This window comes from Caldimonas thermodepolymerans (genome assembly GCF_015476235.1).
GTDB classification, from domain to species: domain Bacteria; phylum Pseudomonadota; class Gammaproteobacteria; order Burkholderiales; family Burkholderiaceae_C; genus Caldimonas; species Caldimonas thermodepolymerans.
The window spans coordinates 1,417,943-1,429,808 of sequence record NZ_CP064338.1 but is presented as its reverse complement, the minus strand read 5'-3'; the positions used below and the strand labels follow the sequence as shown (position 1 = coordinate 1,429,808).

Genomic DNA, 11,866 nt, shown 5'->3' with positions numbered 1-11,866 from the left:
GCATCGACGACGCATGGCCGGCCGCGCCCCGCTGAAACTTTCTCCCGCGCCCGGGAGTCATCGCATGCCATGAAGCTCCTCCTGGCCCATCGCTGGCGCCTCGCGCTGCTGCTCGTGCTGGCCTTCGCGCTGCTGGGCGGCTGCCACGTGCTGGACCAGCAGCAGCGCCGCTGGATCTTCCAGCCGCAGACCCAAGCCTGGCAGGGCGGGCTGTACGCCGCCGAAGGCATGGAGGACGCCTGGATCGAGTTCACCTCGCAGGTCACCGGCGAACCGGTGCGGCTGCACGCGTTGTGGCATCCGCATCCCGACCCGGAGGCGCCGCTGCTGCTGTACCTGCACGGGGCGCGCTGGGGCGTGACCGGCAGCGCCCCGCGCATGCGGCGCATGCAGTCGCTGGGCTTCTCGGTGCTGGCGGTGGACTACCGCGGCTTCGGCCGCAGCACGCCGGCGCTGCCCTCGGAGGCCCTCGCGCTCGAGGACGCCCGTGCCGCCTGGGACTGGCTGGCGCGGCATCACCCGGGGCGGCCGCGCTACCTGTTTGGCCATTCGCTGGGCGCGGCGATCGCGGTGCACCTGGCCGCCGAGGCCGACGGCGTGCGCGGGCTGATGATCGAGAACGGCTTCACCTCGGTGGCCGACGTGTTCTCCACCATGCGCTGGGGCTGGCTGCCGGTGCGCTGGCTGATCACGCAGCGCTTCGACGCCGCGCAGCACATCGGCCGCGTGCGCGCGCCGGTGCTGGTGGTGCACGGCAGCGAGGACACCCTGATCCGGCCGGAGCTGGGCCGCGCGCTGTACGAGCGCGCGCCCGGGCCGAAGCGCTGGGTGCTGGTCGAGGGCGGCACGCACCACAGCACCAACGCGATCGCGCTCGGACATTACGAGGAAGCGCTCAGGGACTTGTTCGGCTGGACCCGGTGAGCCCCGGCGCTGTGGTCCAATCCGGGCGATCATGAACCCGCGTCCCAAGCTGTCCCTGCCCGCGTCGGCCCAGCGTGCCGAGAAGCGCCGCGACCGGCCGCCGGTGCGCGGCCCCGGCAGCGCGCCGCGCTCGCGTGCGCTGCCCAAGGCGCCGCCGCCCGCTCCCGCCGCACCTCCCGCCGCCGCCCGTCCGAAGCCGTCTCCGGCCCCGTCCGACCCGGACGCCCTGCCCCGCCTGTCCAAGCGCATCAGCGAACTGGGTCTTGCCTCGCGCCGCGAGGCCGACGAGTGGATCGCGCGCGGCTGGGTGTCGGTCGACGGCGTGGTGGTCAGCGAGCTCGGCACGCGCGTGCATCCCGGGCAGCGCATCACCATCGACCCGGCGGCGCGCCAGCAGCAGGCGCAGCGCGTCACGGTGCTGCTGCACAAGCCGGTCGGCTACGTCAGCGGCCAAGCCGAGGACGGCTACCAGCCGGCCGTCACGCTGGTCACGCCGCAGAACCACTGGAGCGGCGACCGCAGCCGGGTGCGCTTCGCGCGGGAGCACCTGCGCGGGCTGGCGCCGGCCGGGCGGCTGGACATCGACTCGGTCGGGCTGCTGGTGCTGACCCAGGACGGCCGCGTCGCGAAGCAGCTGATCGGCCACGACTCGGAAATCGACAAGGAATACCTGGTGCGCGTGCAGTACGGCGACCATGCCGGCGCGCCGCGCGACCGGTTCCCGGCCGCGGACCTGCAACGGCTCAACCACGGCCTGTCGCTGGACGGCCAACCGCTGCTGCCGGCCAAGGTCTGGTGGCAGAACGAGGACCAGCTGCGCTTCGTGCTGCGCGAGGGCCGCAAGCGCCAGATCCGGCGCATGTGCGAGGCGGTCGGGCTGAAGGTGATCGGCCTCAAGCGCATCCGCATCGGCCGCGTGCTGCTCGGCGACCTCCCGCCCGGGCAGTGGCGCTACCTGGGGCCGGACGAACGCTTCTGAGGCGGCGCACGCCCGCGCCTGTGGTCACGACGCCGGCTGCCTGGCCGCCTCGACCCGGCGCAGCAGCGCCTGCGCCTGGTCGCGCCAGTGGCCGCCCAGCGCGACCGCCTGGCGCGCCGCCTCCTCGGCCTGCGCCACCTCGCCGAGCTCGAGCAGCACCCAGCCCAGGTTGACCCAGGCCGCGCCGTGCTGGTGCGCCTGCGCAATGGCGCGGAACGCCTCCGCCGCCTCGCGCTTGCGCCCGGCCGCATACAGCGTGTTGCCGCGCCCCATCGCGAGCGTCACGTTGCCGGGCCAGTGCTGCAGCGCCGCGAGGTAGCCCTGCAGGGCCGCCTCGGGCGGCGCGACGCGCTCGAAGGCCACCAGCGCACGCGTCACCTCGGCCTCGCCGGCGCTGGCCGGCAGGCGCCCCGGCGCCAGCGCGACGAAGGCCCAGTGCCCCGAGCGGGCCCAGGTGTGCTCGAAGGTGCGCAGCGGCATCACCGCGCGCCGCTCGCGCCCCGAGCGCAGCAGCATGATCCGCTCGTCCAGGTCGTAGCCGATCGCCACCGCGTAGTGCCAGACCGGCGAGACCGACAGCCCCAGGTTCTGCAGCACCACCACCGGGGTGCCGGCGGCCAGCTCGCGGCACACCGCCTCCAGCCGCGTCGGCAGCGGCACCGCGACCGCGCCCTGCCGGCGCGCCGCGGCCAGCATCTCGGTCTGCAGCGAGCCCTGCCGCCCGGGCAGGTAGACCTGCGGGACCAGCTCGGCCGGCGTCACCGGCCGGCCGGCCACGTGCAGCACTGCCGCCAGCGATTCGGGCCCGCAGAGGAAGCGCTGGTCCTGCGGGAAGAACGGGGTGTCGGCCAGCTCGACGCGCCGCGGCAGGTCGGCACCGGGCGCCTCGAGCAGCGCGGCGGTCTGGGTCGCGCAGCCGGCCAGCGCGCCGGCGCCCAGCGCGGCGACGCCGGCGAGCACGCGGCGGCGGCCCGGCGAGAAGCGCGCCGGGAAGGGAAAAGGCAAGGGGTTCAATTCAACGGACGGAACGGGTGAACGGGAACACCTTCGTGAAGCCGAGGATGTCGGTGATCAGCAGCAGCACGAACACGAAGATGATCGCACCGATCACGTCGCCGCCGGCCGGCGCGGCGTCGATGCGCGCCACCAGCTCGGCGGCCTCCTCGTCGGTCAGCGCCGCCACGCGCTCGCGCGCCTGCTCCGGCGTGACGCCCCACTCCTGCAGCCTGGCCTGCAGTTCCGGACGGTCCAGGTGGGCGGCCAGCGCATCGCGATGCGCCTGCCCCTCGGCCCTGCGCGCCTGCAGGGCGACCTCCTGGGCCACCTGCTCGGTGGTGATCAGGGTGGCCTGCACGGGCTGGGCGAAGGCCGAGGCGCCGAAGCAGACCGACACGGCGCAGGCGATGCTGCGCAGCCAACGCGAGACGGGGAACGGATACGACATGAACGCTCTCCTTGCTGCGATGTGGATGGTGGTGCTCGCGGCGACCGGCCGGCAAGCGGCGCCGCCGCGGCGGCACTGCATTGTGAAAGCAAACCGGCGGCTGCCGCCGGGCTCGGCGCGCACGACTGTGTACAAGCGTAAACGCGGCCGGCGGTGCGCTGCACGCACGCACGCGCGCGGGCGTCTGCTACGCTGACGGGATGCCGTCCACCGTCACGCCTTCCGATGCTGCGCCGATCGAACGGTCCCGCCCGGGGAACCAGACCATCGTGCTGGCGCTGACGCTGCTGCTCGGCACCCAGCCGCTGTCGACCGATTTCTACCTGCCCTCGCTGCCGTCGCTGCCCGGCATCTTCGGCGTGTCGATCGCCACGGTGCAGCTGACCCTGAGCGCGCTGGTGGTCGGCTTCGGCGCGGCGCAGCTGGTGCTGGGACCGGTGGCCGACCGCTACGGCCGCCGCCCGGTGCTGCTGGGCGGGCTGCTGCTGTACACCGCGGCCAGCGCGCTGGCCCTGCCGGCCACGCACATCGCCTGGCTGGTGGCCTGCCGCTTCATGCAGGGCATCGCGATGGCCGCCTGCGTGGTCGGCGCGCGCGCCATGCTGCGGGACTTCTACCTGCCCCAGGACGGCGCCCGGGTGCTGGCCAAGGCGATGACCTGGATGAGCGTCATCCCGCTGCTCGGCCCCATGCTGGGCGGCCTGCTCGAGACCGCGTTCGGCTGGCGCGGCACGTTCACGGTGCTGGCACTGTTCGGCGCCGCGGGGCTGCTGTTCATCGGCCTGCGCGTGCCCGAGAGCCTCGGGCAGCGCGACCCGCATGCGCTGCGCCTGGCGCCGCTGCTGCGCAGCAGCGCCGACATCCTGCGCCATCCGACGTTCCGCGCCTACACGGTGCTGGCCGGCAGCACCTACGCCGGGCTGTTCACCTTCATCGCGGGATCGCCGTTCGTGCTGGTCGACGTGCTGGGATACACGCGCGCGCAGTTCGGCGTGGCGTTCTCGCTGGTCGTCTCGGGCTACGTGATCGGCTCGTCCTGGTGCCAGCGGCTGATTCCCCGCCGCGGCGTGGTGCGCACCGTGCGGCTGGCCGCCGGGCTGTCGCTCGCCGGCGGGCTGTCGATGGCGGCACTGGCACTGGCGGGCGTGCGCCACCCGCTGGCGCTGCTGGTGCCGCAGTTCGTCTACATGATGGCCCACGGCATCCACCAGCCCTGCGCCCACACCGGCGCGGTGGGCCCCTTCCCGGCGCGCGCCGGCACCGCGGCCGCGCTGTCGGGCTTCCTGTGCATGGTGCTGGCGTTCGGCGTCAGCAGCTGGATCGGCTGGAGCCACAACGGCACGGTCTATCCGCTGGCGCTGACCATCGCATTCTGGTCGCTGCTGGTCGGCTACGCCGCGTGGGTGCTGGTGCGCCGGCACGGCGAACCGACGCCTTCTGCTGCCTCATGAGTTCCCGCTACGTCTGTCTCGCGGGGCCGACCGCCTCGGGCAAGACGGCCGCCGCGCTGGCGGTGGCCCGCCAGCTGCCGGTGGAGATCGTCAGCGTCGATTCGGCGCTGGTCTACCGCGGCATGGACATCGGCACCGCCAAGCCCAGCGCCGGGGAACGCGCGCTGGTGCCGCATCACCTGATCGACATCATCGAACCGGACGAGGCCTACTCGGCTGCGCAGTTCGTCGCCGACGCGCAACGGCTGATCGGCGAGATCCGCGCGCGCGGCCGGCTGCCGTTGCTCGTGGGCGGCACGATGCTGTACTTCAAGGCGCTGCTGGATGGCATCGACGCCCTGCCGGCGGCCGACCCGGCCATCCGCGCCGCGCTCGACGCGGAGGCCGCCCGCCTGGGCTGGCCGGCGCTGCACGCCCGCCTCGCCGAGGTCGACCCAGTCACCGCGGCGCGCCTGTCGCCCAACGACGCGCAGCGCATCCAGCGCGCGCTGGAGGTGTACCGCGTCTCGGGGCGCCCGCTGTCGGCCTTCCACACCGACCGCTTCGGCGGCACGCGCGCGGCCCCCGAGGGCGTGACCCTGGTCTCGCTGGAACCCGCCGACCGGGCCTGGCTGCACCGGCGCATCGCGCAGCGCTTCGAGCAGATGCTCGCCGCCGGCTTCGTCGACGAGGTGCAGCGCCTGCGCGCGCGCGGCGACCTGTCGCTGGCAATGCCCTCGATGCGCTGCGTGGGCTACCGGCAGGCCTGGGAGATGCTCGACGGGCTGTTCCCGCCGCACGAGCTGCCCGAGCGCGGCATCGCCGCCACGCGCCAGCTCGCCAAGCGGCAGCTGACCTGGCTGCGTGGCATGCCCTACCGGCAGGTGGTGGCCTGCGACGCCCCCGACGCGGTCGAGCAGGTGGTGCAGCGCGTGCGCGCCGCCGCGGAGGCGGCATGAGCGAAGTCGTGCTGGACGTGCGCGGGCTGGCGCGCCGCTACGGCGAAGCGGCGGTGTTCCAGGGCGTGGACCTGCAGGTGTCGCGCGGCGAGTTCGTCGCGATCCTGGGCGAATCCGGCGTGGGCAAGTCCACCCTGCTCAACTGCATCGCGGGGCTGGACCGGCCCGATGCGGGCGAAGTGCGCGTGCTGGGCTTCGACATCACCCATGCCGACGAGGCGCAGCAGGCGCACTGGCGCCGCCGGCACCTGGGGTTCGTGTTCCAGGCCTTCCATGTGCTGCCGCACCTGACGGTGGCGCAGAACGTCGCGCTGCCGCTGATGCTGCTGGGCGAGCCCGACGACGGTCGCGTCGAGCAGGCGCTGCGATCGGTGGGGCTGGCCGGGCTCGGGTCGCGCCTGCCACAGCAGCTCTCGGGCGGACAGGTGCAGCGCGTGGCGATCGCCCGCGCGCTGATCCACCGCCCGGCGCTGCTGCTGGCCGACGAGCCGACCGGCAACCTCGACCCGGGCAGTGCCCGCCAGGTGCTGCAGGCGCTGCGCGAGCAGACCCGCGAGCACGGCGCGGCCTGCGTGCTGGTCACGCACTCGCGGGCCGCGGCCGGCGTGGCCGACCGTGTGATGGAACTCACGGTTTCGGGCATGAACGATGTCGCAAGGGCGCCGCACTGACCCGGACACGTTGATCGGCATCAAGGGTGCACCAGATCGAGGCCTCTAGAGTGGGGCCATCGCCTGATCCATCTCAAACGTGTGCCGCCATGCCCATCGAGCTCTATAACCACAAAGGCCACAAATGCCTGATGTTCAGCGACCTCTCCCATGAGGGCGGAGAGGCCGTGCAGGCCAACCAGTTCCTGATCGTCAACGACGACACGGGCGCCATCCTCGACCCGGGCGGGAACCTCGCCTACAGCGAGCTGTACCTGGGCATGTCGCGCCACTTCGCGCCCAGCCGCCTGTCGGCGCTGCTGGCCTCGCACGCCGACCCGGACATCATCGCCTCGCTGGACCGCTGGATGACCGGCACCGAGGCCACGCTCTACATCTCGCGCGTGTGGGAACGCTTCGCGCCGCACTTCTGCAAGCCGGGCAAGACCGAAGGCCGCATCATCGGCATCCCCGACGAGGGCATGTACATCCCGATCGGCAATTCCCACCTGATCGCGCTGCCCGCGCACTTCATGCACGCCGAGGGCAACTTCCAGTTCTACGACCCGATCAGCCGCATCCTGTTCTCCGGCGACCTGGGCGCCTCGCTCGGCACGGACGTCAAGCCCGCCGAGTTCGTCACCTCGCTGGCCGATCACATCCCGCGCATGGAGAAGTTCCACCGCCGGCTGATGGTGTCGAACAAGATCCTGCGCCTGTGGGCCAACATGGTGCGCAACCTGCGCATCGACATGATCGTCCCGCAGCACGGCGCGCCGATGAAGGGTGCGGCGGTGCAGGAGTTCATCGAGTGGGTGCAGGGCCTGAGCTGCGGCATCGACCTGATGACCGACGAGCACTACCGCGTGCCGCGCGCCACGCTGCGTCAGGTCGCCTGAACCTCGATCACCTCGTGCACGGCGGACGGCCGGCTGGCCACCTGGTTGCGGCCCTTGCGCTTGGCGTCGTAGAGCGCCTGGTCGGCCTCGTGGATCAGCGCGTCCAGTGACGGCGTGTCCGGCCGCAGCGCGGCCACCCCGAGGCTCACCGTGGCCTCGACCCGCTCGGTCCGCCAGTCGATCGACAGCCGCGCCACGCGCCGGCGGATGCGCTCGGCGATCGCCATCGCGCCGGCCAGGTCGGTGTGGGGCAGCAGCACGATCAGCTCCTCGCCGCCGAAGCGGGCGATGACGTCGCTGCCCCGCAGGGCGCCGCGGCACGCCAGCGCGATCTCGCGCAGCAGCGTGTCGCCGCACTGGTGCCCGTGGGTGTCGTTGACCCGCTTGAAGTGGTCCGCGTCGATCAGCAGCAGCCCCATCGGCAGGCGCTGCACGCGCGAGCGCACGAACTCGGCCTCGGCCACGTCCATGAAGTGGCGCCGGTTGTAGCTCTCGGTCAGGTCGTCGGTGATGGCCAGCAGCCGGATCTGCTCGCGCGAGGCCTCCAGCTCGTAGACCAGCTTGAGCACCACGTAGCCGAGCACCGGCGTGATCGTCAGCACGCACACCGACGCGATCGTCAGGCCGAGCGCGAGCGAGCCTTGCGAGGAGAAGGTCAGCACCGCGCAGGTGACGAGCAGCGCCGCGGCCCAGGCCACGAGCATCAGCACCGCCAGCGCGCGCTCGAGGCCCAGCCCGAGCAGCCATGCATGCACGGCGCCCGACGAGGCACGACGGGCAGACGTCCCGCCGGAGATGGCTGGAGGATTCACGATGGGGGACCGGGAACAGGAGCGGCGCGAGCCATGCGGTGGGGGTGCGCCGACGCGGCCGGCCGGGCCCCCACACCGAAACGGTCAAGCATACGCGAACGCCCTGGACCCGCACAATGGCGCTTTCACCCGTGTGCCCATGAAGTCCCTTGCGTCCGTCCACCGCCCGCCCCGCATGCCGCTGGCCGCGCTGTTGCGCGTCTACTCGGCCGGGGAATGGCGCCAGCATCCCTGGCGGCACGCCACGGCCGTGCTGGCGGTGCTGCTGGGCGTGGCCCTGTCGTTCGCGGTGCACCTGATCAACCAGTCGGCGCTCAGCGAGTTCAGCGCCGCGGTGCGCTCGGTCAACGGCCAGCCCGACCTCGAGCTGCGCGGCGCAGCCGGCGACCTCGACGAGGACCTCTACGCCCGCGTCGCGGCGCATCCCACCGTCGAGCACGCCAGCCCGGTGATCGAGGCCGGCACCCTGGCGCGCCGCCCGGGCGGGGAGCGGCAACGCCTGCGCCTGCTGGGCGTGGACGCGCTGGCCGCCGGCCCGCTGGCCCCGGCCCTGGTGCCGCGCCTGGCCGACGGGCAGGACCGGCTGGACCTGTTCGCCAACGACGCGATCTCGCTCAACGCCGCCGCGCAGCAGGCGCTGGGCGTCGCACCGGGCGAGACGGTCGAGGTGCAGGTCGGCCTGCAATGGCGGCGCCTGCGCGTGGTCGGCAGCGTCAGCGCGGCCGGCACGCCGGTCGGTGTGATGGACATCGGCGCCGCGCAGTGGCTGCTCGGCAGGCTGGGACGCCTCTCGCGACTGGACCTGCGCTTCGTGCCGGGAACGGACCCGGCGCAGGCGCTCGCCGCGCTGGACCTGCCGGCCGACGTGCGCGCGGCCGAGCCGGATGCTGCGACGCAGCGTGTCTCCAACGTTTCGCGCGCCTACCGTGTCAACCTGACGGTGCTGTCGCTGGTGGCGCTGTTCACCGGCGGCTTCCTGGTGTTCTCGGTGCTGTCGCTGTCGGTGGCGCGGCGCCAGCAGCAGCTCGCGCTGCTCGGCGTGCTGGGGCTGGCCGCGCACGAGCGCCTGAAGCTGGTGCTCGCGGAAGCCGCGCTGGTCGGGCTGCTGGGCAGCACGCTGGGCCTGGCCGCCGGCACCGCGCTGGCGGCGCTGGCGCTGCGCCTGCTGGGCGGCGACCTGGGCGGAGGTTACTTCCCGGGCGTGGCACCGTCGCTGCAGTTCTCCGCCACCGCGGCGCTGGCCTACGGCGCGCTCGGGCTGCTCGCGGCACTCGCGGGCGGCTGGGTGCCGGCACGCGCCGCGCAGGCCATCGCCCCGGCGCAGGCCCTCAAGGGACTGGGCGGCCGGCTGTCGGCGGCCAACCGGCGCGGGCTGGGCGCGGCGCTGCTGGCCACCGGCGTGGTCCTGGCCCTGCTGCCTCCGGTGGCCGGCATGCCGGTGTTCGCGTACCTGTCGGTCGCGGCACTGCTGATCGGCGGCATCGCCTGCGTGCCCGACGCCGTAGCGCTGCTGCTGCGCCTGTGGCCGGCGCCGCGCTCGGCGCAGGCGCTGCTCGCGCTGGAGCGGGCGCGGCGCATGCGCCACACCGCGACGGTGGCCGTGGCCGGCGTGGTCGCCAGCCTCAGCCTCGCGGTGGCGCTGACCGTGATGGTCGCGAGCTTCCGCGATTCGGTCTCGCGCTGGCTGGACGCCGTGCTGCCGGCCGACCTCTACGTGCGCACCAGTGCCGGCGCCACGGCCGATGCGGTGCACCTGCCGCCGGAGATGGTGCAGGCGGCGACCGCCCTGCCCGGCGTCGCGCGGGTCGAGGCGCTGCGCGTGACCACCCTGGCGCTGGACCCGGCCCGCCCGGGCGTGGCGCTGATCGCGCGCCCGCTCGACCAACCGGAGCGCCGCCTGCCGCTGGCCGGCGAACTGCGCCCGGCCCCGCCCGGTGCGCTGGCGGTGTTCGTCAGCGAGGCGATGGTGGACCTGTACGGTGCCCGGCCCGGCACCGTGCTGGCGCTGCCGCTGGTGCCCGGACGCCCGCCGGTGACGGCCCACGTGCGCGGGGTCTGGCGCGACTACGCGCGCCAGCACGGCTCGGTGGTGCTGGACCACGACGACTTCGTGCGCCTGACCGGCGACCGGCGCGTCAACGAGCTGGCGCTGTGGCTGGCCGACGATGCGGACCTGGCCGCGGTGCAGGCCGGGCTGCGCGCGCTGGCCGACGATCCGGCGCTGCTCGACTTCGCCTCGGTCGGCGAGATCCGCGCGCGCTCGCTGCAGATCTTCGATCGCAGCTTCGCCGTGACCTACTGGCTGCAGGCGGTGGCCATCGGCATCGGCCTGTTCGGCGTGGCGGCGAGCTTCTCGGCGCAGGTGCTGGCGCGCCGCAAGGAGTTCGGCCTGCTGCGCCACCTGGGCTTCACCCGCGCGCAGGTGCTGGCGGTGGTGGCCGGCGAAGGCGCGGCCTGGACCGCGGTCGGCGCGCTGCTGGGCGTCACGCTGGGCCTGGCGGTGAGCGTGGTGCTGGTGCACGTGGTCAACCCGCAGAGCTTCCACTGGAGCATGGACCTGCTGCTGCCCTGGGCCCGGCTGCTTGCGCTCGCTGCCGCGGTGGTCGTCGCGGGCACGGTCACCGCCTGCCTCGCCGGCCGTGCGGCGGCCAGCCCCTCGGCCGTGCTGGCCGTCAAGGAGGACTGGTGATGAAGATGCGCAGGCGCCCGCTCCTGCTGCTGGCCGCGGCCTGGCCGCTCGCGCTGCGCGCCGCCCCGGTGGTGCAACCGGGCCGAGCACTCGTCTTTCCGCGCGACTTCGGCGCGCACCCGGACCACCGCACCGAGTGGTGGTACGTCACCGGCGCGCTGCAGACGCCGCAGCAGCGCGAGTTCGGCTTCCAGATCACGTTCTTCCGCTCGCGCATCGACACCGCGCAGGGCAACCCGAGCCGCTTCGCGGCCCACCAGTTGCTGTTCGCGCATGCCGCCGTCACCGACCTGCAGGGGGGCCGGCTGCTGCACGACCAGCGCATCGCGCGCGCCGGCTTCGGCATCGCGCAGGCGGCCGAGGCCGACACCGACGTGAGCCTGCGCGACTGGTTCCTGCGCCGCGAAGGCCCCGCCGAGGCGAGCCGCTACCTCGCGCAGCTGCCGGCGCAGGGCTTCGCGATGGACTTCGCGCTGCGCGAGACCCAGCCGGTGCTGCTGCAGGGCGAGGCCGGCTGGTCGCGCAAGGGCCCGCGCCCCGGGCAGGCCAGCTACTACTACTCGCAGCCCCAGCTGGCCGTCGAGGGACGGCTGCTGCTCGGCAGCGAGGCGCACGCCGTGCAGGGCCGTGCCTGGCTGGACCATGAGTGGAGCGAGGAGCTGCTCGACGCCGAGGCGCTGGGCTGGGACTGGATCGGCATGAACCTGGACGACGGCAGCGCGCTGACCGCCTTCCAGCTGCGCCGGCGCGACGGCGGCGCGCTGTGGGCCGGCGGCAGCTTCCGCGTGCCCGGGCAGGCGGCGCGCAGCTTCGCGCCGGGCGAGGTGCGCTTCACGCCGGGGCGGCGCTGGACCAGCCCGGCCACCGGCGCGACCTATCCGGTCGAATGGCAGGTCGACACGCCGGCCGGGCGCTTCGCGGTGCGCGCCCGGCTCGACGCGCAGGAACTGGACAGCCGCGCCTCGAGCGGCGCGGTGTACTGGGAAGGCCTGAGCGACCTGCTCGACGCCGGCGGCCACCGTGTCGGCCGCGGCTACCTCGAGATGACCGGCTACGCGGCGCGGCTGCGGCTGTAGCCGC

11 protein-coding genes are annotated in these 11,866 nt (G+C 73.9%); 8 read left to right on the top strand and 3 right to left on the bottom strand.

Translation table 11 applies throughout. The features are described 5' to 3' along the window. The first annotated feature begins 69 nt into the window (after positions 1–69). Both IS481_RS06845 and IS481_RS06840 read left to right on the top strand, forming a co-directional pair. Positions 70–924, top strand: a complete 855-nt coding sequence (locus IS481_RS06845) for an alpha/beta hydrolase (protein ID WP_104358190.1) — start codon at positions 70–72, stop codon at positions 922–924. A gap of 31 nt (positions 925–955) precedes the next feature. Further along, a complete protein-coding gene (locus IS481_RS06840; protein ID WP_104358191.1) occupies positions 956–1,903 on the top strand; it encodes a pseudouridine synthase in 948 nt (315 codons plus the stop codon). A 24-nt stretch (positions 1,904–1,927) separates the two neighbouring features. Here IS481_RS06840 and IS481_RS06835 read toward each other — a convergent pair whose 3' ends face one another. Continuing rightward, the gene (locus IS481_RS06835; protein ID WP_104358229.1) at positions 1,928–2,908 is read right to left on the bottom strand and encodes a PA2778 family cysteine peptidase; all 981 of its coding nucleotides are present in this window, start codon (positions 2,906–2,908) and stop codon (positions 1,928–1,930) included. Between the two features lie 10 nt (positions 2,909–2,918). Then, positions 2,919–3,347 (bottom strand): PA2779 family protein, encoded by a 429-nt coding sequence (locus IS481_RS06830; RefSeq protein WP_104358192.1) that lies wholly within the window; start codon positions 3,345–3,347, stop codon positions 2,919–2,921. 200 nt (positions 3,348–3,547) lie between these two features. Here IS481_RS06830 and IS481_RS06825 point away from each other — a divergent pair, with 200 nt between their 5' ends. From IS481_RS06825 to IS481_RS06810, 4 genes are all read left to right on the top strand, one after another. Next, positions 3,548–4,798 (top strand): multidrug effflux MFS transporter, encoded by a 1,251-nt coding sequence (locus IS481_RS06825; RefSeq protein ID WP_104358193.1) that lies wholly within the window; start codon positions 3,548–3,550, stop codon positions 4,796–4,798. Beyond that, on the top strand, positions 4,795–5,736 hold the full coding sequence (gene miaA, locus IS481_RS06820; protein ID WP_104358194.1) for a tRNA (adenosine(37)-N6)-dimethylallyltransferase MiaA: 942 nt from the start codon (positions 4,795–4,797) through the stop codon (positions 5,734–5,736). Before IS481_RS06825 ends, miaA begins: the two co-directional genes overlap by 4 nt. Next, positions 5,733–6,407 carry an ABC transporter ATP-binding protein gene (locus tag IS481_RS06815; RefSeq protein ID WP_104358195.1) on the top strand — a complete coding sequence of 225 codons (675 nt, stop codon included), beginning with the start codon at positions 5,733–5,735 and terminating at the stop codon, positions 6,405–6,407. The genes miaA and IS481_RS06815 overlap by 4 nt, the downstream gene beginning before the upstream one ends. An 89-nt stretch (positions 6,408–6,496) precedes the next feature. Then, positions 6,497–7,285: an oxygen-binding di-iron domain-containing protein gene (locus IS481_RS06810; protein WP_104358196.1), complete on the top strand. Its 789-nt coding sequence runs from the start codon at positions 6,497–6,499 to the stop codon at positions 7,283–7,285. On the opposite strand, the gene IS481_RS06805 is transcribed toward IS481_RS06810, so the two are convergent. After that, positions 7,273–8,040, bottom strand: coding sequence for a GGDEF domain-containing protein (locus IS481_RS06805; protein ID WP_104358197.1), 768 nt, complete (start codon positions 8,038–8,040; stop codon positions 7,273–7,275). The genes IS481_RS06810 and IS481_RS06805 overlap by 13 nt on opposite strands. A gap of 196 nt (positions 8,041–8,236) precedes the next feature. Between IS481_RS06805 and IS481_RS06800 the strand changes: the two genes are divergently transcribed. After that, positions 8,237–10,786, top strand: coding sequence for an ABC transporter permease (locus tag IS481_RS06800; protein WP_232529488.1), 2,550 nt, complete (start codon positions 8,237–8,239; stop codon positions 10,784–10,786). Continuing rightward, a complete protein-coding gene (locus tag IS481_RS06795; RefSeq protein ID WP_104358199.1) occupies positions 10,786–11,862 on the top strand; it encodes a lipocalin-like domain-containing protein in 1,077 nt (358 codons plus the stop codon). Before IS481_RS06800 ends, IS481_RS06795 begins: the two co-directional genes overlap by 1 nt. Positions 11,863–11,866 lie beyond the last annotated feature (4 nt).

What these genes read in the sequence shown, in the direction of transcription:
- miaA (WP_104358194.1), top strand. Translation starts at nt 4,795, where the DNA reads ATGAGTTCCCGCTACGTCTGTCTCGCGGGGCCGACCGCCTCGGGCAAG.
- IS481_RS06810 (WP_104358196.1), top strand. Translation starts at nt 6,497, where the DNA reads ATGCCCATCGAGCTCTATAACCACAAAGGCCACAAATGCCTGATGTTC.
- IS481_RS06815 (WP_104358195.1), top strand. Translation starts at nt 5,733, where the DNA reads ATGAGCGAAGTCGTGCTGGACGTGCGCGGGCTGGCGCGCCGCTACGGC.
- IS481_RS06840 (WP_104358191.1), top strand. Translation starts at nt 956, where the DNA reads ATGAACCCGCGTCCCAAGCTGTCCCTGCCCGCGTCGGCCCAGCGTGCC.
- IS481_RS06830 (WP_104358192.1), bottom strand. Translation starts at nt 3,347, where the DNA reads ATGTCGTATCCGTTCCCCGTCTCGCGTTGGCTGCGCAGCATCGCCTGC.
- IS481_RS06845 (WP_104358190.1), top strand. Translation starts at nt 70, where the DNA reads ATGAAGCTCCTCCTGGCCCATCGCTGGCGCCTCGCGCTGCTGCTCGTG.
- IS481_RS06825 (WP_104358193.1), top strand. Translation starts at nt 3,548, where the DNA reads ATGCCGTCCACCGTCACGCCTTCCGATGCTGCGCCGATCGAACGGTCC.
- IS481_RS06800 (WP_232529488.1), top strand. Translation starts at nt 8,237, where the DNA reads ATGAAGTCCCTTGCGTCCGTCCACCGCCCGCCCCGCATGCCGCTGGCC.
- IS481_RS06795 (WP_104358199.1), top strand. Translation starts at nt 10,786, where the DNA reads ATGAAGATGCGCAGGCGCCCGCTCCTGCTGCTGGCCGCGGCCTGGCCG.